Here is a 19,802-nt window from a genome sequence, read left to right on the forward strand (position 1 = left end):
GCCCCCGTCCCCTCGCGCCCGCCAGGCTCGTGGTCGAAGGATCCGAGGGACTCGAAGGACCACGTCGAGGACCGCGGCGAGGATCAGGGCGAGGGGACACGATGATCACGCTGGACCGGCTGACCAAACGCTACGGCGAGCACACCGCCGTCGACGAGCTGAGCCTGGAGATCGAAGGCGGCAAAGTGACCGGCTTCCTGGGACCGAACGGCGCGGGCAAGTCGACCACGATGCGGATGATCCTCGGCCTGGACCGGCCGACGTCGGGCCGCGCGTCGATCGGCGGCCGACCGTACGCGCAACTGCACCGACCACTGCGCGAGATCGGCGCGCTGCTCGACGCCAAGGCGGTACATCCGGGCCGCACCGCGCGGGCGCATCTGCGCGGGTTGGCGCGAACGCACGACATCCCGATCCGGCGGGTGGACGAGGTGCTCGACCTGGTCGGGCTGACCGAGGTCGCGAACCGCCGCGCGGGCCTGTTCTCGCTCGGCATGAGCCAGCGGCTCGGCGTCGCGACCGCGCTGCTGGGCGACCCGCGCGCACTCGTCCTGGACGAACCCGTCAACGGCCTCGACCCGGACGGTGTGCGCTGGATCCGCGAGCTGATCCGCTCGCTCGCGGCCGAGGGGCGGGCAGTGTTCGTCTCCAGCCACCTGATGAGCGAGATGGAGCAGACGGCCGACCGGCTCGTGGTGGTCGGCCGGGGCCGGCTGATCGCGAACGCGCCGATCGCCGAGCTGATCGGGGCGGCCGGCTCGGCGGCGGTCGTGGTGCGCAGCCCGGATCCGGTGGGGCTGCGGACGTTGACCGACCACCTGGTCGGCGCCGGCGCCCGGATCGGCGCGGTGGGCGGGGACGGGGACACGGAGGTGGACACGGGCGGGGACACGCGCACGTTCTCGGGCACCTCGATCGAGCAGGTGGGCCGGGCCGCGCACGGCCTCGGCGTGCTGCTGTACGAGCTGAGTCCGCGCCGGGCGTCGCTGGAACAGGCGTACATGGAACTTACGGAGGGGGCGGTGGAGTATGCGGCCGGCTGAGGCGGGGACACGGACCGGGAGTCGGACCGGGAGTCGGACCGGGAGTCGGACCGCCGGCGGCGGATACGGCTCGAACATCGCGCTGCGCGGTTCGATGGGCTCGGAGTGGATCAAGTTGTGGTCGGTGCGGTCCACGTGGTGGGCGGCGGCGACCGCGGTGCTCCTGATGAGCGTGAGCGCGGCGATCATGGGCATGGACTTCGCCAACGACGTGGAGTCCGGGGACACCAAGGACGGCCTGACGCTGGCCGTCGGCGATCCGGCGACAGGCTCGGTGCTGCTCGCGCAGTTCGCGATCGTCGCGCTCGCGATGGCGGTGTTGACGGCCGAGTTCGCCAACGGCGCCATCCGCACCACGCTGGCCGCCGACCCGAGCCGGGGCCGGGTGCTGTTCGCGAAGACCGCGGTGGTGGTCGCGGTGACCACGCCGCTGGCCCTGGTCCTCGCGGTGGCCGGCGTCGGGGTCGGCCGGATGACGCTCGGGTCGCACGGGGTGACGTCGGCGCGCGCGGTCGCCGGGGACATCGGGGCGATCACGGCCTACCTGGTGCTGACCGCGATCCTGACCGTGGGCCTGGCCGCGGTGCTGCGCAGCTCGGTCGCGACGTTGAGCGTCGTACTGACCCTGATGCTCGCGCTGCCGATGCTGATCGCGACATCGGTCGCCGACCACCTGCCGGGCCGAGCCGGCATGGACCTCCTCGACGGCGACGCCGCGGCCGGCCTGACCCTGGCCGCGTGGGCCGTCGTGGCCCAGCTCGCGGGCTGGGCGGCACTGCACCGGCGGGACGTCTGACCCACACCCGTTCCGGGGACCGCGGCCGTGCCGCGGTCCCTACGGGCGGTAGAGCGCCCGCGAACGCGCGGTGTCGATCGGCCCGTCCGCCGGGATCGACAGGAAGTGCTCCACCTGCCAGGCCTGCGCGGCACGCGCCTGGCGGTTCTCCGTCACCACCCACGGCGGATAGACCCGGAATCCCCGCTTCCCGCCGACACCGTCCACGGAGACGACCCCGCGAGCGCGGAGCACCGCACGGGGAAAGACGAACTGCCCGAAGTGCTCGCCCATCCGGGAGCCGATCACGAACAGATCCACCGGATCCGCCGCGTCGAAGGGCCGAATCGGCCCCTCGGCCGACCGCTGCCACACGGTCACGAACTGACCGACCTTCGTCGGCGTCGTCCGGCCCACCCGAAACCGGACGCGGGCACCGTCCACGGTGAACGCGTAGGCGCCGTAGTCGGCACTCTCCGGCTCGGCCTCCGGCCGCGAACAGCGGAACCCGCACGGGTCGTACACCGACGCCTTCACCGCGAGCAGTTCCCCCTGCACCCGCCCCGCGGCCGCCCACGCCTCGGCGTCGGCATCGGCCGCGCCGGCGTCGATGGTCGCCATCGTCAGCTCTGCGCCATGTCGACGAAGCGCGAGTAGTGCCCCTGGAAGGCCACGGTGATCGTCGCGGTCGGCCCGTTGCGGTGCTTGGCCACGATCAGGTCGGCCTCACCCGCCCGCGGGGACTCCTTCTCGTAGGCATCCTCACGATGCAACAGAATGACCATATCGGCATCCTGTTCGATCGAACCACTTTCACGAAGGTCGGAAACCATCGGCTTCTTGTCCGTGCGCTGCTCGGGGCCACGGTTCAGCTGGGACATCGCGACGACGGGGACCTCGAGTTCCTTCGCGAGGAGCTTGAGGTTTCGCGACATCTCGGAGACCTCCTGCTGACGGTTCTCGGCCCGGCGCGAGCCGCCCGACTGCATCAACTGGAGGTAGTCGATGATCACCAGACGCAGATCGTGCTTCTGCTTGAGCCGCCGGCACTTGGCCCGGATCTCCATCATCGACAGGTTCGGCGAATCGTCGATGTACATCGGCGCCGCCGTGACCTCACCCATCTTGCGCGACAACCGGGTCCAGTCGTCGTCGGTCATGCTGCCCGACCGCATGTGATGCAACGCGACCCGCGCCTCCGCCGACAGCAGACGCATCATGATCTCGTTGCGCCCCATCTCCAGCGAGAAGATCACACTGGCAAGACCGTTCTTGATCGAACAGGCGCGTGCAATGTCCAGACCGAGGGTCGAGTTGTGGGTGGGGATCCACGAGCGGCCGGCCAGATACAGATGGTCCTCGTTGTCCACCTCCACACACCGCACCGGCACCGAGTCGATGCGCCGCACCGCGCTGACGTAGCGCAGCCGGGTGGTCGGGTAGGCCAGGGTGCCCTGCCGGGCGATCTTGCGCGACAGCCGAAAGACCTTCTCCGCCGGCGTGAAGTTCACCTGGTAGCCGATCGACGACTCGGCGCTCCGGCCCTTGACCGGCTTCGTGCGCATCGTCGCGCGATAGCCCAGGCTCAGCACGAGTTCGAGGGCGCCCTCGGCGAGCCGGCGATTGGTCACCGCGAACTGCACGGTGCCGCTCGGGCTCACGTATCCGTCGGTGTCCAGCAGTCCGGCGAGCAGATCCCGCCGCTGCCGTTCGGACGCGCGCAGGTACGCCTCGGGAATGTGCTTGTCGTTCAGGACACCGAGCGTGCGCAGGATCGCGGGAACCGTGCCGTGTCGGTCGCGACAGGACTGGCACTGCACCAATCCGCTCGACGGTCCGCCGCAGTCGGGGCACGCGGGCTCGCCGACCGGCGCCGAAACCGCCTTCGCCTTGCCACCACAGGACTTGCCACACGAGCGCACCTGCGAGGTGCGCGGCACGAACGGCTTCCCGCAGACGACACACGCGCGTTCCACGACAGCCGCCGGCTCCGGAAGCCGCAGGTTGTACACCATGGCACTCGAGCTCGGGACGACGCGAATGCCCTCGCGCTCGATGTTGTCGATCATCTCGGGATCGGCCGTGGTGAACCGGCTCCCCGCGCTGTGCCCGTCGCCCAACCAGGCCCCCAGCACATAAGGCGGCAAAAGCAGGTCGCGCTCGGGGAACTGCGCGGGCGCGGCCACGCGGACGGCGTGGTTCAACCGCCGGTCGGCCGTCGCACAGAGCACGGTGGCCGCGATCTCCTCGGTGGTGCGCACCGTCCCGACGACTGGGCTCTCGTCACGCACCGCTCGGCGCTCGGCGCGGGTCTCGGTCACCCACTGGTGGCTGCCGTCCGCGACGATCACCGCGCCGTCCGAGAACTCCACCTCGTAGCACGGCCGATCGGTCAACACCTCGGTCGCCGCTACCACGCGCGTGGGTGCTCCGTCGGCGCCGACGAGCAGATCGCCGACGCGCACCTGGGCCATCGTGGTCCAGCCGGTCGGCGTCGGCAGGGGCGTGTCCAGAGCCAACGCCTTGCCCATCGCCGGACGGGCCGCGATCACGATCATCTGGCCGGAGTGGAGGCCGTTGGTGAGGGAGTCGAGGTCGGTGAAGCCGGTGGGGATGCCGGACATCTGGCCGCCGCGGGAGCCGATCGCCTCGATCTCGTCGAGGGCGCCCTCCATGATGTCGGCCAGCGGCGCGTAGTCCTCGGTGGTGCGCTGCTCGGTGACCTTGTAGACCTCGGCCTGGGCGTTGTTGACGATGTCGTCGACCTCGCCGTCGGCCGCGTAGCCCATCTGCACGATGCGGGTGCCCGCCTCGACGAGCCGGCGCAGGACCGCCTGTTCGCGCACGATGCGCGCGTAGTACTCGGCGTTGGCCGCGGTGGGCACCGACGAGATCAGCGTGTGCAGGTAGGGCGCGCCGCCGACGCGGCCGATCTCGGTGCGCTTGGTCAGCTCGGCGGCGACGGTGACCGCGTCGGCCGGTTCACCGCGGGCGTAGAGGTCGAGGATCGCGTTGTAGACGAGCTCGTGGGCGGGCCGATAGAAGTCGATCGGCTTGAGGTTCTCCACGACGTCGGCGATCGCGTCCTTGGACAACATCATGCCGCCGAGGACCGACTGCTCGGCCGCGATGTCCTGCGGCGGGGTCCGCTCGAATCCTTCGCGGGCCGGTTCGGGCCTGGCCTCTTCGAACTCGGAGACGCTCATGCCCGGGGTCTCCTTTCACAAAGGCTCGCGCGAGATCGCACCGCTTGCACCGTGTCCTTCATACGCCACACGGCCGACAGATCAGCCACACGACGCGGCGTGCGGCCCTTCACCGTACGGGTGGACCCCGGGACCTCCAAGACGGTCATACACAGGGCCTGTGGATAACTGTGGACAACCTGTGGAGAGGGGTGGGTCCAGCTGTGCACAAGCTGTGCGCAGTCGACCGTCAACCCTTCGCAACCGTGTTCTCAAATGGCCTCCGACCTGCGGATTCTCTATCCACCGGCTGTGTATGTGAAAAACTGTTGGGCGAATCATGCGGCTATCGCCCCACGTGTGCACCCGCGTACGCCCCGCGCTCGGCGGTAATGACCAGGAGTGCATTGTGACCCTTACCTGTGGATGACTACGGTGGAGACGTGCCGACCACGGTCCCCGCCACCCCTCCGCAACCGCCGCGCCCCGCGCGCGAACGCCGCCCGGGCCGCGCCCAGGATCGGGACATCCTGCGCCTGGCGGTCCCGGCGTTCTTCGCCCTCGTCGCCGAACCGCTGTTCGTGCTCGTCGACTCCGCGATCGTCGGCCGCCTCGGCACCCCGCAGCTCGCCGGCCTCGGCGTCGCCGGCGCGATGCTGACCACCCTGGTCAACCTGTGCGTCTTCCTCGCCTACGCGACGACCGCCGCGGTCGCCCGGCTGCTGGGCGCGGGCGATCTGCGGGCCGCGATCCGCCAGGGCATGGACGGCGTCTGGCTCGCCGCGCTGCTGGGCGTGCTGCTGCTGGGCGTCGGGCTCGTCGGCGCGCCGTGGATCGTCGCGGCGTTCGGCGCGTCCGACAGCGCGACGCCGCACGCGGTCACGTACCTGCGGATCGGCTCGCTGGGCATCCCCGCGATGCTGGTCGTGCTCGCCGCCACCGGCGTGCTGCGCGGGCTGCAGAACACCCGTACCCCGCTCGTGGTCGCGGTGCTCGGGTTCGGCGTGAACCTCGTGCTCAACGTCGTGTTCGTCTACGGCCTGCACTGGGGCATCGCCGGCTCCGCGTGGGGGACGGTGATCGCGCAGACCGGGATGGCGCTGGCCTACCTGGTGACCGTGGTCCGCGGCGCCCGCACGCACGGCGCCTCGTTGCGGCCCGACCTCGTGGGCATCCGGGCCTCCGCCTCGGCCGGCGTGCCGCTGTTCGTGCGGACGGTCAGCCTGCGCGCGATCCTGGTGGTCGCGACCGTGGCCGCCACCCGGATGGGCGACGTCTCGATCGCGACCCACCAGGTCGCGTGGCAGGTGTGGACGTTCCTGGCGTTCGCGATGGACGCCCTCGCGATCGCGGCCCAGGCCATCGTGGGCCGCGCGCTCGGTGCGGGCGACGCCGCCGGGGCCCGCGCGGCGACGCGCCGGATGCTCGTGTGGGGGGTGTGGACGGGCGGGCTGTTCGCGGTCCTGGTGATCGTCGCGCGCCCGCTGTACATCCCACTGTTCACCTCGGACGCGGCGGTGCGGGACCTGCTGGCCGCCACCCTGATCGCGGTCGCCGTGCTCCAGCCGCTCGCGGGCGCGGTGTTCGTCCTGGACGGCGTCCTGATCGGGGCCGGCGACGGCCGCTACCTCGCGCTCACCATGCCGATCGTGCTCGCCGTGTTCTGCGCGGTGCTCGGCACCGTGCTGGCCCTCGGCGGCGGCCTGATCGCCCTGTGGTGGTGGGCCATCGGCACCTTCATGCTCACCCGCGTGATCCTCTTGGGCCTGCGCGCCCACGGTGACGCGTGGCTGGTCACCGGGAAGCGCTGACGCGCTTCGTCCTCGAACGCCGGACGGGCTGATTTCAGCCCGTCCGGCGTTCGAGGACAGTCCGGCCGCGGGCCGGACCTCAGCGCGCCGCGAGCTCCCGCGGCTCGACCCCGGCCGCCTCGCCGCCGACGCCGGGCGCATGTGCCACCGACGCGAACCGCCGCAGCCGCAGCGAGTTGCCGACCACGAAGACCGACGAGAAGGCCATCGCGGCCCCCGCGATCATCGGGTTCAGCAGCCCGGCCACCGCGAGCGGGATCGCCGCGACGTTGTAGCCGAACGCCCAGAACAGGTTCGACTTGATCGTCCGCAGCGTCGACCGGGACAGCCGGATCGCGTCCACCGCCGCCGTCAGGTCGCCCCGGACCAGGGTCAGGTCGGCCGCCTCGATCGCGGCGTCCGTGCCCGTGCCCATCGCGAGCCCGAGGTCGGCCACCGCCAGCGCCGCCGCGTCGTTGACCCCGTCGCCGACCATCGCGACGACCCTGCCCCGGGCCTGGAGCGCCTTGACCGCGTCGACCTTGCCCTGCGGCAGCACCCCGGCGATCACCTCGTCGATGCCGACCTTGGCCGCCACCGCCTTCGCCGCCCGCTCGTTGTCACCGGTGAGCAGCACCGGCGTCAGCCCGAGCGCCCGCAGTCCGGCGACGGCCTCGGCCGAGGTGGCCTTGATCGTGTCGGACGTGACCAGCACGCCGCGCGTCTCGCCGTCCCACGCGACGGCGATCGCGGTCCGCCCCGCCCCTTCCGCCTCGTCCAACGCGGCCGACAGTTCGGCCGGGAGCGCGAGCCCCCAGTCGGCGAGCAGCGCCGGCCGCCCGGCGACCACCGCGTGGCCCTCGACCACGCCCTCGACGCCCAAGCCCTCGCGGTTGGTGAAGCCCTCCACGGCGGGCAGCGGACCGAAGCGGTCCTCGGCCGCGCCGGCGATGGCCTTCGCGATCGGGTGCTCACTGGCGTGCTCCAACGCGCCGGCGATCCGCAGCAGCTCGGCGCCGTCCCCGCCGTCGACCGGGACGACCGCGGCGAGCGACATCCGGCCGGTGGTCACCGTGCCGGTCTTGTCCAGCACGACGGTGTCCACGCGACGGGTCGATTCGAGCACCTCGGGGCCCTTGATCAGGACGCCGAGCTGGGCGCCCCGCCCGGTACCCACGAGCAGCGCGACCGGAGTGGCCAGGCCCAGGGCGCACGGGCAGGCGATCACCAGGACCGACACCGCGGCGGTGAACGCCGCCTCGGCGCCGGAGCCCGTACCGATCCAGAACCCGAGCGTGGCGACCGCGAGCGCGATCACGACCGGCACGAACACGCCGGACACGCGGTCGGCGAGCCGCTGTACCTCGGCCTTGCCGGTCTGTGCCTCCGACACCAGCCGGGCCATCTGCGCGAGTTGGGTGTCCGCGCCGACCCGGGTGGCCCGCACGACCAGCCGACCGCCCGCGTTCAGCGTCGCCCCGGTGACCTCGTCGCCGGGACCGACCTCGACCGGCACCGACTCGCCGGTGAGCATCGACGCGTCCACCGCGGACGAACCGTCGGTGACCACGCCGTCGGTGGCGATCTTCTCGCCCGGCCGGACCACGAACCGGGTGCCCGCGGTCAGCTGCCCGACCGGGATCCGCTCCTCGCGGCCGTCCGCGCGCAGCACCGACACGTCGCGCACACCCAGTTCGAGCAGGGCCTTGAGCGCGGCGCCCGCCTTGCGCTTGGACTTGGCCTCGAAGTAGCGGCCGGCGAGCAGGAACATGATCACGCCGGACGCGGCCTCGAGGTAGATCTCCGCGTGCCCGCCGGTGCCGGCGGTGAGGGAGAACTCCATCTTCATCCCGGGTTCGCCCGCACCGGCGACGAACAGCGCGTACAGCGACCAGCCGAACGCGGCGAGCGTGCCCAGCGACACCAGCGTGTCCATCGTGGCCGTGCCGTGCCGGACGTTCTTCGCGGCGACCTGGTGGAAGGGCCAACCGCCCCACACCACGACCGGGGCCGCGAGCATCAGCACGGCCCACTGCCAGAACCGGAACTGCAACGCGGGGATCATCGACAGCGCGATGACCGGGATCGCCAGCGCCGTGCTGATCACGAGCCGCTCCCGCAGCGAACGCAGCGCGCTCGCGTGTTCGTCCGGTGGCTCGTCGGCCGGATCGGCTCCGGCGGCGGGCTCGTCCCGGATCGGCTTCGCCGTGTACCCGGCGGCCTCCACCGCCGCGACCAGGTCGTCGCTGCCGACCCCGGCCCGGTAGTGCACGGTCGCCTTCTCCAGCGCGAAGTTCACCGTCGCCCGCACACCGTCGATCCGGTTGAGCTTGCGCTCGATGCGGTTGGCGCACGAGGAGCACGTCATGCCGCCGAGTTCGAGTTCGATCCGGGCCGACGGGTCGTCGGTCTCGACGATCTTCGGGGTTTCGGTGCTCATGTCCGCTCCTCGGGTCCACTATAAGTATCCCTACCGGGTAGGGGTACCTCGTCTGCAGGGATGTGCGGGGGAGGCGGCCGCCCCGTCGGGCGCGCCGACGGGACGGCGAAGGCTCACGCCCCGACGACCTCGTAGCCCGCCTCGGTGACGGCCGCGCGCACCGCGTCGGCGTCCACGGGCCGCTCCGACGTCACGGTCACCAGGCCCGAGGCCAGCTCGACCTTGACATCGGTCACGCCCGACACCTCGGAGACCTCCTCGGTGACGGACGACACGCAGTGGCCGCAGGTCATCCCGCTGACGGTGAAGGTGGCGGTGCTCATGACGGTGATCCTTTCGTCGGCATGGGGACCACTCTCGGCCCCACAACGACGACGATATACCCCCCTAGGGTATCCAGGCAACCGCCGAGCCCACGCGTTCGAGGGAATTCGAGGGAATCGGACCGTGCTCGACCGACCGTCGTGACAATCAGTCCGTGTTTCGCACGGAACGTACCGGTTCATCCACCGGCCGGCCGACCCGGAACACCGCCAGCGGCCGTGCCCCGACCATCCCCGCCAACCGCTCGGCGGTCCGCCCGCAGTCGATCAGCTGGCTCAGCGGATGCGTCGCGTAGCCGTGCCGGGCGAGGCGAAGCCAGCACCGGAACAACCTCCGCCCCTGCTCGAGCAACTCCATCGGCGTCGACCCGGCCGGCGCCGTCACCACCAGCACGCTCCCGTCGTAGCGCAGCAGCCCCCGCGAGGACGCGGCCAGCACCCGCGGCAGCCCGACCGGCCGCAACACCCCGTAGGCGATGGGCCGCAACGCCTCGTGCAACACCCGCTCCTCGACCCGGGACAGCGCCAGTGCCCGCCCCGTCAACCCGTCCAGCGCCTGCGGACGCCCGGCCGGCACCGGCCGCAGCCGCAACCAGCGCCGCAACTCGGCGACCAGCGCCCGGTCCCCGAACAACCACCGGTCCGCCTCCTCCAGCAGCGGCGCGAGCGCCCGCGTCCCACCCCGCCACAGGCCCGCCGTCCCCGCGAGCTCCGCCTCCGCCTCGGCGAGCACCGCGTCCGGCAGCACCCCCGGTATGTAGGCCCCGCGCGCACTGCGCCGCCCACGCAGATCCGCGGCCGTGAACGGGGTCGCGTAGCACTCGTCCGCGCGCACGAACCGCGCCACCCGGGTCTGCCCCGGCTCCAGGGTCCACTCCACCCGCAGCGGCACCCCCGCCGCACCGGACGCGATCAGGAACGCCTCCACGAACGCCCCGAGCGCCAGGAACAGGTCCCGCCGCGTGGGGTCGCCGACCGGCAGTTCACGATCCGGATCCCAGGACAACGCGTAGCCCAGAGCGCCGCTCGGCGACACCGTCCACGGCTGCGTGTTGTGCGCGCTCGGCGCCCGGCCGGCCAACCGCAGCAGCTCCGTCAACTCCGAACTCACGCCGCGCTCCCCACCGTTCGTGCGTAGAAGGTGTGTCCGTGCAGTTCCCGCCCACCGATCCGGCGGTACTGCGCCGACGACGCCTTGTTGTCGTCCTCGACCCACGTGCTGCGCAACGCGTCGTAGCCGCCGGCCCGCAGGGCCCGGTACTGCTCGCGCGCCAGCAGCGTGAGGTAGCCGCGCCCCTGGGCCTCCGGCACGGTCCCCTTGATGATCAGCACGGCTTCGCGCCGATACCGGCCCCGGGTCGCGAGCAGCCGCAGCTGATTGCCCGGGTGCAGATCTCCGCCGATCCGGCTCAGGAACGCGGAGATGTCCGGCACCGCCAGCGTGAACGCGACCGGCTCGCCCGCCCGTTCCAGCCACAGCAGCAGCGACTCGTCCAACAGGTACGCGAGACCGTCCGTCTGGGCGCGCAGTTCGTCGAGCGCGATCGGCGTGTAGTAGCCGAGCTGCGCGAAGCTCGCGTTCAGCATCCGGTGCAGGATCGGCAGCTGCTCGGCCAACCGCCGCCGCGACCCGCGGTGGATCACCAGGTTCTCGGCGGCGATCCGCGCGTCGTCGAAGACGTACGTCGCCCCCGGGTCGTCGGTGCGCGCCCGCAGGTCCGGACAGATCCAGGTGGCCGCCGGGAACCGCCGCCCGAACCCCGCGCGTTCGTAGCTCTCCGGGTATCGCGCGGGGTTCCAGGCCGAGTCCACGAAGCCGCGCTCGGTGAACCCGGACGTGATCACCCCGCCGGTCTGGTTCGGCAGCAACGCGACCGGCCCGAAGAGCGTCTCGCGGCCGCCCTGCCGCGCTCGACGCTCCATCAGGTCCACGAGGCCGGCGAACACCTCCGGGTCGTCGGTGAACTCGGTGAGGCCGAACAGCTGGTGCCGCCCGCCGAGCTTCGCGTCGAACCGCTCGTCGGTGTGCAGGCAGGTCCGGCCCACCGCGCGCCCGGCGCGATCACGCACGACGTACAGCTCGATCCCGGCCCGCTGCCACTGCCGGACCTGCCCGCGCAGCACCGGCACGTAGCGGTCCCTCGGGTGCAGCCGCACCGGCAGTTCACAGAAGTCGCGCAGCCCGCGCCGGGACGCCACGCGCTCCACGGTGACCGTCACGACTTCGCCTTCCGGTGCACCGGCGGACCGTCGCTCTCGCGGCCGATCGGGGTGAACTCGTCGATGTGCGCCATCGTGCCGTCCTCGGCCCGCCACGCGCCGTTGCTGTAGCCGCCGGGCTGCGCGTCGAAGAGCCGGATGAACCCGGCCGTACCGTTGCGGTCGCCTCGATCGGTCATCCAGCACATCAGGTCGCGGTGCGCCTTCGAGCGGGCGAAGCGCAGCAGCGCGTCGCGGTCCGCGAACACCGCGATCGTGCCGAGTGTGAACGGCCCCTGCAGGTACACCTTGTGCCAGCGGTAGCCCTCCATCCGCTTCATGGTCCGCACCATCCGCAGCCACGGCCGCGCGAGCGAGAACAGCGAGCGCACCCCGCTGTAGTGCGTGGCCCCGATGAACATCGCCTCGCCTTGCGCCTGTGGCGGCGCCGCCGAGAAGTCGGTGGTCCTCATCGCTGCTCACCCTCCACGAGGTAGACGTTCTTGATCTTCGTGGTGCCCCGCAGGAACGGCCCGGTCCGGAAGTCGTGCACCAGGACGCGCACATCGGCGGCGGTCGGGTCCTCCACGAGCGACTGCGCGAAGTCCCGGCTGGCCCGCGCGAGGTGCCGCACGACGCCCTCGCGGCACACCCGGGCGAGCTTCTCCCGGTCCGCCTCCGACAGCGAAGTCCCCTCGCGCAGCTGAAGGTTGACCACGGGTCGGCTCTCCAGGTCGGCGTACTCGTCCACCGTCAGGCAGAACCCTTCGAGGTCCGCCGCCATCGGGTTGTCCTGGTAGAGGCCGTACTCGACGTCCTGCGGATAGATGTGCGCGCCCATGTACGAGATCGTGCTGTCCTTGCGTCCGAACAGCAGCAGCAGCGGCAGCCGCATCCGCTCGGTGCGCGTCGCCCGCTGCCAGCCGGCCCACGCGTCCGGGTCCTGCCGGATCATGTCCTCGACCTCGGGGAAGGTCAGCAGCCGCCCCTCGTCGCCGATGTTGTAGCGCAGCTTGGGGCTCATCACCGCGGTCGAGTTGATCGTGCAGATCACCTCGTCCTCGGCGTTGGTCTCCAGGTAGGTCTCCAGCGGGTTGTACTGGAACACCATCGGCACCCGGCCCTCGGCCGGCCCGAGCACCATCGCGCGCAGCCGCTCGTCGGTCAGCAGCCGCTTGCGCAGCCACACCGTCGCGTCGCTCTCGCCGGCCATCCCGATGGTCAGGTCCGAGGCCCCGTAGCCGGAGCGCACCTTCACGAAGCGCTCCTCCAGGTAGTCGCGCAGCGCCTCGGTCATCCCCTCGCCGCCGACGAAGCCGTACATCGGGTGCCGGTCCCAGTCGAAACCCTCGGCGTCGAGCCGGTCGCGCAGGTGCTTGAGGAACGGCGGGTACGCGGTCACCAGGTAGGTGAAGCGCGGGCCGAAGTGCCGCAGCGTGTCCACGATCTTGTCGATGTCGGGGCCGGTGTTCTTGACCATCGCGACCCGGGCCATCGCGATCCCGGTGTTGGTGCCGGTGGCCCACGCGCCCATCGAGTAGGCGTTGATCACGAACAGCTTCCGGCGCGGGAACACCATGGACGTGTAGCCGGCGACGTTGCGGTGCACAGACTTGAGCTCGCGCCGCGATCGCAGCCAGTTGTGCGGGGTCCCGGAGGATCCGGACGACTCGTCCACGACCGTGCCCGCCACCTCCAGCTCGCCGAGCCAACAGCGGGTGTCCTCGGCGTACGCCTTGACGTAGTTCTCCTTGGACGTCTCCGGGTAGGACGTGAGGTCGAACCACCGGAAGCGCCAACGGTGCCGGCGCAGGAAGTCGCGGTAGGCGGGTACGTCGAGGGCCGCGAACTGGCATGTCATCCACGCGTGTCGACGCGCGAACTTCTGCATCCACGGCTGGTAGTGCGTCGCGGTCCAGCGCCAGACGGCCGGATGGACGCGGTAGAGCTGGTACAGGCCCGTCAGCATGAAGCTGACGACGCGCAGCAACCACTGTCGGATGAATCTCGCCATGACCGTCTGCCCCTTTGTCCCGCCGGACCGCCCGGCGCGTGAGTCCAGAATGCGGCCGAGGGGGTGCGCGGGACATGGGTGCCGCTACTCAATCGGGTACTCAGAAACGCCGAACGGCCCGGCACCCCACGAGGGGATGCCGGGCCGTTGTGGTGCTTCGGATCAGGCGGGCACGACGTCGAGGTCGAGCGCGGCCGAAACCTCCTGGTGGAGGCGAACCGTGATGCGGTGCGACCCGACGGTCTTGATCGGCGTGCCGATCTCGACGCGACGCTTGTCGATGTCCGGACCGCCGGCGGCCTTGATGGCCGACACGACGTCCGCGACGGTGACGGAGCCGAAGAGCCGGCCCGTGTCGCCGGCGCGCGTCTGGAGCGTCACCTTGAGACCCGCGAGCTGACCCTTGACCTCGGCGGCCTGGTCGAGCGTGCGGATCTCGCGAACCTTGCGGGCGCGCCGGATGGCCGCCACGTCCTTCTCGCCGCCGCGGCTCCAGCGAATCGCGTAGCCGCGCGGGATGAGGTAGTTCCGGCCGTAGCCGTCCTTGACCTCGATGATGTCGCCGGGCTCACCGAGACCGGTCACCTCGTGGGTGAGGATGAGCTTCATTACAAGATCACCCTTTCTCAGCGAGCAGTGCTGGTGTACGGCAGCAGCGCCATCTCGCGGCTGTTCTTGACAGCCACGGCGACGTCACGCTGGTGCTGCGTGCAGTTACCGGTCACGCGACGAGCGCGGATCTTCCCGCGGTCGGAAATGAACTTCCGCAGCAGGTTGGTGTCCTTGTAGTCCACATAGGAGATCTTCTCCTTGCAGAACACGCAGACCTTCTTCTTAGGCTTGCGCGCAGGCGCCTTCGCCATTGTGCTCTCCAGATCGTTTCAGAAGTCTTCAGCTCGGGTTGCGAACCGGACCCTCGGCCGTGGGCCTAGAAGGGGGGTTCGTCCGAGTAGCCGCCCGGCGGGGGACCCCAGCCCCCCGCGCCGCCGCCGCCCTGCTGCTGGCCGCCCCCACCGGGAGTGGCCCACGGGTCGTCGGCGGGTGCGCCACCGCCCTGCTGGGGACGGCCGCCGTAGCCACCGCCACCCTGCTGTCCGCCGCCCTGCTGTCCGCCGTAACCGCCGCCGCCCTGCTGCTGACCGCCGCCGTAACCACCCTGACCGCCGCCTCCGCGGCTGGTCTTGGTGATCTTCGCGGTGGCCCACTTCAGGGTCGGGCCGATCTCGTCGACCTCGAGCTCCACGACGGTGCGCTTCTCGCCCTCTTTGGTCTCGTAGGACCGCTGCTTCAGCCGGCCCTGGACGATGACGCCAGTGCCACGCTGGAGGGATTCCGCGACGTTCTCGGCCAGCTGCTTCCAGGCCGAACAGCGGAGGAACAGCGCTTCGCCGTCCTTCCACTCGTTCGTCTGGCGGTCGAACGTGCGCGGCGTGGAAGCCACGGTGAAGTTCGCGACGGCGGCACCGCTGGGCGTGAAGCGCAGTTCCGGGTCGGCAGTCAGGTTTCCGACAACAGTGATGATGGTCTCGCCTGCCATGCTGACCCCTTCGCTGATTTCAGCGCAGTGCTGCGTTTCGACGTGCGGTGCGTTTGGTGGTGCGCGCGAGCTCGGACTAGCGCTGGTCGGGGCGCAGGACCTTGGTCCGCAGAACCGACTCGTTGAGGTTCATCTGACGGTCGAGTTCCTTGACGGTCGCGGGCTCCGCGGCCAGGTCCACGACGGCGTAGATGCCCTCGGACTTCTTCTTGATCTCGTACGAGAGCCGGCGACGGCCCCACGTGTCGATCTTCTCGACCTTGCCACCGTCGTTGCGGATGACATTGAGGAACTGCTCGAGCAGCGGCGTGACCGCGCGCTCTTCGAGGTCCGCGTCGAGGATGACCATGAGTTCGTAGCTACGCATGTGAACACCCACCTCCTGTGGACTGATCGGCCACGGAATCTCCGTGGCAGGAGGGCTTGCGTAATGTCGCCGCGCCAAGGCGGCCCCGCGAACATGACGAACGGGGGTGCCGAGAGTGCAGCGGACGGTACAGCGTACCCGTCCTGGGACGGACTCTTGAAATCCGAGCATGACGACCGGCACCCTGGGGGATGGATATACGGACAAAAGGTTCCGTCCCGCAGTCACTCACCGGAGGTGCGTGATGGCACATACGATCCGCCGCACGGGAACCGCAGCGACCGCCGAGGGGCATCGGCCCCGCCTGACCCTGAACTCCGACGGCCGTGCCCATCCCCGCGAGAACGCGCTGGTGGCGGCGTCCGTGTTGTTCGCCCTGGTGGCGGGCATCTGCGCGATGTTCGACGAGATGCACATCCTCGGCGCGTGGACCGCGCTCGCGGGTGTGGTGACCGCTCTGGTCAGTCAGATGTTCTCCGCGACCACGGCCGAGCGGGCCGTCACGGTGCTCGCGCTGGGCGTGTCCGCCGTGTCCCTGTTCATGAACATGTTCCACGGCGGACTGTACTGACCCGCCCCACCGGATCCACCCGACTCACACGGCCAGCAGCCGCCGCACGTCCGGTTCGGCGAGGTCGCTGCCGGCGCCCTCGCGGACCACGACCCCCGCGTCCAGGACGGTGAAGCGGTCGGCGAGGCGCATCGCGAAGTCCAGATACTGCTCGACCAGCAGCACCGCGAGCCCGCGCTCGCGGTGCAGCGCCTCGATCGCGTCCTCGATCTCGGTCACGATCGACGGCTGGATGCCCTCGGTGGGCTCGTCCAGGATCAGCATCCGGGGTCGGGTGACCAGCGCCCGCGCGATCGCGAGCTGCTGCTGTTGGCCGCCGGAGAGGAATCCGGCCGGCCGACCCAGGAGGGGTCGAAGCCGCGGGAAGACGTCGAGCACCTCGTCCAGGACGCCGCGGTCACGGCCGGCGCTCGCCTCCAGGGTGACCTTCAGGTTCTCCAGCACGGTGAGCTGCCCGAACGTCTCGTGGCCCTGCGGCACGTAGCCCATCCCGAGCCCGACCCGCCGATGCGTCGCCAGGTGGGTGATGTCGCGACCCTCGAACACGACCCGTCCCCCGCGCACCGGCAGCACGCCCATCACGGCGTCGAGCAGCGTGGTCTTGCCGACGCCGTTGCGGCCCATGACGCACACCAGCGAGCCGGCGCCGACCGTGAGGTCCACGCCGAACAGCACCCTGGCCCGGCCGTACGCGACCTCCAGGCCGGTCACCTCCAGCATGGCGTCCATCAGGCCACCGCCTCCTTTTCCTGGGCCCGCGCGTCGCGCGAGCGGCCGAGGTAGACCTCCTGCACGGTCGGGTCGGCCTGGACCGAGGCCATGTCGCCCTCGGTCAGCACCCTGCCCTCGTGCAGCACCGTCACGGTGGACGCGTACCTGCGGACGAACTCCATGTCGTGCTCGACCACGATCACCGTGCGATCCCGCGCGATCTCGGTGAGCAGCTCGCCGGTGCGCTCGCGCTCCTCGCGGGACATGCCGGCGACCGGTTCGTCCAGCAGCAGCAGGCGCGGCTCCTGGGCGAGCAGCATGGCGATCTCCAGCCACTGCCGCTGTCCGTGCGACAGCACGCCGGCGGGCCGGCCGGCGAGGTCGCTCAGCCCTGCGCTCGCCAGGGCCGCGCCGACCGCGGTGGTCCGGCCGCGGCGCCGGCGCAACATGCGGTGCAGGCCCATCCGGAACGAGCCCGCGAGGTCGACGTTCTCCTCGACGGTCAGCTCCTCGAAGACCACCGCGGTCTGGAAGGTGCGGCCGATCCCGAGTCGGACCACCTGGTGCTCGCGCCGCCCCACCAACTCGGTGCCGGCGAACCGCACGCTGCCCTCGGTGGGCCTGGTCAGCCCGGTGACGATGTCGATCAGCGTGGTCTTGCCGGCGCCGTTCGGGCCGATCAGGAAGCGCAGCTCACCCTCCTCGACGCTCAGGTCGACGTCGTCGATCGCCCGGAACCCGCCGAACACCACGCCCAGGCCCCGGACGCTCAGCAGCGGCTCGTTCACGCGACACCCTCCTCGGCGGTGCGGGCGGCGACCGGCACGTTCGTGCGGGGCGCCTTGCGTCGGACCGCGATCGCGTCGCGGATCTGGCGGGTGAGGCCGAGCACGCCCCTGGGGGCGAAGGCCATCACGGCGATGAACAGGGCGCCCTGGAGATAGAGCCAGCCGTCCGCGTAGCTCTCCGAGAACGTGGTCTTGGCGTAGTTGAGCAGTACGGCGCCCAGGATCGCGCCGCCGAGCGCGTACCGGCCGCCGACCGCGACCGCGAAGACCAGTTCGAGCGAGGGCACGACGCCGAGCAGGGCGGGCGAGATGATCCCGACCACGGGCACGAACAGCGCGCCGGCGATGCCCGCCGAGATCGCGGACAGCGTGAACGCGGCGGTCTTGACGAGCGCGGGGTCGTAGCCGAGGAACCGGACCCGGTCCTCGCCGTCGCGCACCGCGACCAGGAGCCGGCCGAACCGGCTCGCGACGATCTGCCGGAAGCCGAGGTAGAGCAGGCCGAGCACGATCGCGACGACGAAGTACAGGATCCGCTGGTCCTGTTCGGCGGCCAGGTCGAGGCCGAAGAAGGTGCTGAAGTCGGTCAGCCCGTTGGAGCCCCCGGTCAGCGCCTGCTGACCCACCAGCCAGATCACGAATGCGGCGGCGAGCGCCTGGGTGAGGATCGCGAAGTAGGCGCCGCGCACGCGGCGGCCGAACACCAGCAGACCCAGCAGCGTTGCGGTGACACCGGGCAGCACGACCACCATCGACAGCGCGAACCATGGTTGGCGGAACGGCTCCCACACCATGGGCAGTTCCTCGACCCCGCTCCAGAGCATGAAGTCGGGCAGCTTGCCGGGGCCCGCCTCGGCGAGCTTGAGGTGCATCGCCATGGCGTAGCCGCCCAGGCCGAAGAACACGCCCTGGCCGAGGGTCAGCATCCCGCCCTTGCCCCATGCCAGCCCGATCCCCAGCGCCGCGATCGCGAAGCACAGGTATTTCGCGAGCAGTTCGAGCCGGAAGGGGCTCAGCGTCGCGGGGGCGACCGCGAACACGAGCACCGCCACCGCCACCAACCCGACGGCCTTGCGCCAATCCTTGGTGAGCCGGTTCATCGGACCGCCCCTCACGACGCCGCCCCGCACCTTCGGGCCGCTCATGTCAGCGCCCGCGAGCGCAGTACGAACATCCCCTGTGGACGCACCTGGAGGAAGCCGATGATCACCGCGAAGACGAGCACCTTGGCGAGCGACGCGTCCGACCAGAACTCCAGATAGCTGTTGATCAGGCCGAGCGCGAAGGCCGCGATCACCGCGCCCTTGAGCTGCCCGAGCCCACCGGCGACGACCACCAGGAACGCGTCGACGATGTAGTACGTGCCGATCGAGGGACCGACCGGGCCGACCAGGGTCAGCGCGACCCCGGCGACGCCCGCCAGCCCCGACCCGATGAAGAAGGTCCGCTGGTCCACCCGGCCGGTGTCGATCCCGCTGCACGCGGCCAGTCGGCGGTTCTGCATGACCGCCTGCATCCGGCGACCCTGGCGCATGTGGTGGAGATAGGCCCAGATCGCCACGACGCACACGATCGCCAGGGCCAGGATGAACACCCGGGCGTACTGGATCCGGATGCCGAACACCTCGTCGCCGCCCACCAGCCAACCGGGCGCCTTCACCTGCACGTTGGGGGCACCGAACAGATCCCGCGCGACCTGCTGGAGCACCAGCGACACGCCCCACGTCAGCAGCAGCGTGTCCAGGGGTCGGCCGTAGAAGCGCCGGATCAGCACGCGCTCCAGGATCAGCCCCATGGTGCCCGCGACCGCGAACGCCACCGGGAGCGCGACGAGTACGGCCTGACCCTCCAGGCCGAACGACGCGACCGGCGTCTGCAGCATGTACGCGGTGTACGCGCCGGCCATGATGAACTCGCCGTGGGCCATGTTGATCACGCCCATCTGGCCGAAGGTGAACGTCAGCCCGAGCGCGATCAGCAGCAGGACGGCACCGATCGCGAGGCCGATCGGCAGTTGGTTCACAAATGCGTTCACTGTGCGATGCCCCCTTCCCGTGTT

Annotated in this window: 20 protein-coding genes; 4 read left to right on the top strand and 16 right to left on the bottom strand. The window is 70.8% G+C overall.

The window, feature by feature from the left end; all coding sequences use genetic code 11:
• The first annotated feature begins 101 nt into the window (after positions 1-101).
• Both OG928_RS16840 and OG928_RS16845 read left to right on the top strand, forming a co-directional pair.
• The gene (locus OG928_RS16840) at positions 102-1,043 is read left to right on the top strand and encodes an ABC transporter ATP-binding protein (protein ID WP_406284452.1); all 942 of its coding nucleotides are present in this window, start codon (positions 102-104) and stop codon (positions 1,041-1,043) included.
• Between the two features lie 124 nt (positions 1,044-1,167).
• Positions 1,168-1,839 (top strand): hypothetical protein, encoded by a 672-nt coding sequence (locus OG928_RS16845; protein ID WP_406284453.1) that lies wholly within the window; start codon positions 1,168-1,170, stop codon positions 1,837-1,839.
• A 39-nt stretch (positions 1,840-1,878) separates the two neighbouring features.
• On the opposite strand, the gene OG928_RS16850 is transcribed toward OG928_RS16845, so the two are convergent.
• The gene (locus OG928_RS16850) at positions 1,879-2,439 is read right to left on the bottom strand and encodes a MepB family protein (RefSeq protein WP_406284455.1); all 561 of its coding nucleotides are present in this window, start codon (positions 2,437-2,439) and stop codon (positions 1,879-1,881) included.
• A 2-nt stretch (positions 2,440-2,441) separates the two neighbouring features.
• On the bottom strand, positions 2,442-5,024 hold the full coding sequence (dnaB, locus tag OG928_RS16855; protein WP_406284456.1) for a replicative DNA helicase: 2,583 nt from the start codon (positions 5,022-5,024) through the stop codon (positions 2,442-2,444).
• Between the two features lie 422 nt (positions 5,025-5,446).
• On the opposite strand from dnaB, the gene OG928_RS16860 reads away from it, so the two are divergent.
• Positions 5,447-6,814: an MATE family efflux transporter gene (locus OG928_RS16860; protein WP_406284458.1), complete on the top strand. Its 1,368-nt coding sequence runs from the start codon at positions 5,447-5,449 to the stop codon at positions 6,812-6,814.
• Positions 6,815-6,893: 79 nt separating this feature from the next.
• Here OG928_RS16860 and OG928_RS16865 read toward each other — a convergent pair whose 3' ends face one another.
• The 10 genes from OG928_RS16865 to rpsF form a co-directional block, all read right to left on the bottom strand.
• Entirely contained in the window at positions 6,894-9,233 is a 2,340-nt protein-coding gene (locus tag OG928_RS16865) for a heavy metal translocating P-type ATPase (RefSeq protein ID WP_406284460.1), read from the bottom strand.
• 113 nt (positions 9,234-9,346) lie between these two features.
• Positions 9,347-9,556, bottom strand: coding sequence for a heavy-metal-associated domain-containing protein (locus OG928_RS16870; RefSeq protein WP_406284462.1), 210 nt, complete (start codon positions 9,554-9,556; stop codon positions 9,347-9,349).
• Between the two features lie 148 nt (positions 9,557-9,704).
• Positions 9,705-10,667 (bottom strand): hypothetical protein, encoded by a 963-nt coding sequence (locus OG928_RS16875; RefSeq protein ID WP_406284464.1) that lies wholly within the window; start codon positions 10,665-10,667, stop codon positions 9,705-9,707.
• Positions 10,664-11,776: a hypothetical protein gene (locus tag OG928_RS16880; protein ID WP_406284466.1), complete on the bottom strand. Its 1,113-nt coding sequence runs from the start codon at positions 11,774-11,776 to the stop codon at positions 10,664-10,666. Before OG928_RS16880 ends, OG928_RS16875 begins: the two co-directional genes overlap by 4 nt.
• The gene (locus tag OG928_RS16885; protein ID WP_406284468.1) at positions 11,773-12,228 is read right to left on the bottom strand and encodes a DUF4188 domain-containing protein; all 456 of its coding nucleotides are present in this window, start codon (positions 12,226-12,228) and stop codon (positions 11,773-11,775) included. Before OG928_RS16885 ends, OG928_RS16880 begins: the two co-directional genes overlap by 4 nt.
• Entirely contained in the window at positions 12,225-13,769 is a 1,545-nt protein-coding gene (locus OG928_RS16890) for a phenylacetate--CoA ligase family protein (protein WP_406284470.1), read from the bottom strand. The genes OG928_RS16885 and OG928_RS16890 overlap by 4 nt, the downstream gene beginning before the upstream one ends.
• A 162-nt stretch (positions 13,770-13,931) precedes the next feature.
• Positions 13,932-14,378, bottom strand: coding sequence for a 50S ribosomal protein L9 (rplI, locus tag OG928_RS16895; RefSeq protein WP_406284471.1), 447 nt, complete (start codon positions 14,376-14,378; stop codon positions 13,932-13,934).
• Between the two features lie 17 nt (positions 14,379-14,395).
• On the bottom strand, positions 14,396-14,632 hold the full coding sequence (rpsR, locus tag OG928_RS16900; protein WP_020557174.1) for a 30S ribosomal protein S18: 237 nt from the start codon (positions 14,630-14,632) through the stop codon (positions 14,396-14,398).
• Between the two features lie 65 nt (positions 14,633-14,697).
• Entirely contained in the window at positions 14,698-15,306 is a 609-nt protein-coding gene (locus OG928_RS16905; RefSeq protein ID WP_406284474.1) for a single-stranded DNA-binding protein, read from the bottom strand.
• Between the two features lie 76 nt (positions 15,307-15,382).
• Positions 15,383-15,673, bottom strand: coding sequence for a 30S ribosomal protein S6 (gene rpsF, locus OG928_RS16910; protein ID WP_020557172.1), 291 nt, complete (start codon positions 15,671-15,673; stop codon positions 15,383-15,385).
• 244 nt (positions 15,674-15,917) lie between these two features.
• Between rpsF and OG928_RS16915 the strand changes: the two genes are divergently transcribed.
• A complete protein-coding gene (locus OG928_RS16915; protein WP_406284476.1) occupies positions 15,918-16,244 on the top strand; it encodes a hypothetical protein in 327 nt (108 codons plus the stop codon).
• 24 nt (positions 16,245-16,268) lie between these two features.
• Here OG928_RS16915 and urtE read toward each other — a convergent pair whose 3' ends face one another.
• From urtE to urtB, 4 genes are read right to left on the bottom strand one after another with little or no spacing between them, the layout of a single operon-like run.
• Complete coding sequence (gene urtE, locus OG928_RS16920; protein ID WP_406291030.1) at positions 16,269-16,964, bottom strand: urea ABC transporter ATP-binding subunit UrtE; 696 nt, start codon at positions 16,962-16,964, stop codon at positions 16,269-16,271.
• Between the two features lie 8 nt (positions 16,965-16,972).
• Positions 16,973-17,743 carry an urea ABC transporter ATP-binding protein UrtD gene (gene urtD / locus OG928_RS16925; protein ID WP_406284477.1) on the bottom strand — a complete coding sequence of 257 codons (771 nt, stop codon included), beginning with the start codon at positions 17,741-17,743 and terminating at the stop codon, positions 16,973-16,975.
• On the bottom strand, positions 17,740-18,843 hold the full coding sequence (gene urtC, locus OG928_RS16930) for an urea ABC transporter permease subunit UrtC (RefSeq protein WP_406284478.1): 1,104 nt from the start codon (positions 18,841-18,843) through the stop codon (positions 17,740-17,742). The genes urtD and urtC overlap by 4 nt, the downstream gene beginning before the upstream one ends.
• A gap of 41 nt (positions 18,844-18,884) precedes the next feature.
• On the bottom strand, positions 18,885-19,778 hold the full coding sequence (gene urtB / locus OG928_RS16935) for an urea ABC transporter permease subunit UrtB (RefSeq protein ID WP_406284480.1): 894 nt from the start codon (positions 19,776-19,778) through the stop codon (positions 18,885-18,887).
• Between the last annotated feature and the right edge of the window lie 24 nt (positions 19,779-19,802).

It is taken from the genome of Embleya sp. NBC_00896 (genome assembly GCF_045207785.1).
Lineage (GTDB): Bacteria > Actinomycetota > Actinomycetes > Streptomycetales > Streptomycetaceae > Embleya.

Bases quoted from the DNA above. Each gene is read 5' to 3' on its own strand.
- OG928_RS16840 (WP_406284452.1), top strand. From the start codon at position 102: ATGATCACGCTGGACCGGCTGACCAAACGCTACGGCGAGCACACCGCC.
- OG928_RS16850 (WP_406284455.1), bottom strand. From the start codon at position 2,439: ATGGCGACCATCGACGCCGGCGCGGCCGATGCCGACGCCGAGGCGTGG.
- dnaB (WP_406284456.1), bottom strand. From the start codon at position 5,024: ATGAGCGTCTCCGAGTTCGAAGAGGCCAGGCCCGAACCGGCCCGCGAA.
- OG928_RS16865 (WP_406284460.1), bottom strand. From the start codon at position 9,233: ATGAGCACCGAAACCCCGAAGATCGTCGAGACCGACGACCCGTCGGCC.
- OG928_RS16870 (WP_406284462.1), bottom strand. From the start codon at position 9,556: ATGAGCACCGCCACCTTCACCGTCAGCGGGATGACCTGCGGCCACTGC.
- OG928_RS16885 (WP_406284468.1), bottom strand. From the start codon at position 12,228: ATGAGGACCACCGACTTCTCGGCGGCGCCGCCACAGGCGCAAGGCGAG.
- OG928_RS16890 (WP_406284470.1), bottom strand. From the start codon at position 13,769: ATGGCGAGATTCATCCGACAGTGGTTGCTGCGCGTCGTCAGCTTCATG.
- rplI (WP_406284471.1), bottom strand. From the start codon at position 14,378: ATGAAGCTCATCCTCACCCACGAGGTGACCGGTCTCGGTGAGCCCGGC.
- rpsR (WP_020557174.1), bottom strand. From the start codon at position 14,632: ATGGCGAAGGCGCCTGCGCGCAAGCCTAAGAAGAAGGTCTGCGTGTTC.
- OG928_RS16905 (WP_406284474.1), bottom strand. From the start codon at position 15,306: ATGGCAGGCGAGACCATCATCACTGTTGTCGGAAACCTGACTGCCGAC.
- rpsF (WP_020557172.1), bottom strand. From the start codon at position 15,673: ATGCGTAGCTACGAACTCATGGTCATCCTCGACGCGGACCTCGAAGAG.
- OG928_RS16915 (WP_406284476.1), top strand. From the start codon at position 15,918: ATGGCACATACGATCCGCCGCACGGGAACCGCAGCGACCGCCGAGGGG.
- urtE (WP_406291030.1), bottom strand. From the start codon at position 16,964: ATGCTGGAGGTGACCGGCCTGGAGGTCGCGTACGGCCGGGCCAGGGTG.
- urtC (WP_406284478.1), bottom strand. From the start codon at position 18,843: ATGAACCGGCTCACCAAGGATTGGCGCAAGGCCGTCGGGTTGGTGGCG.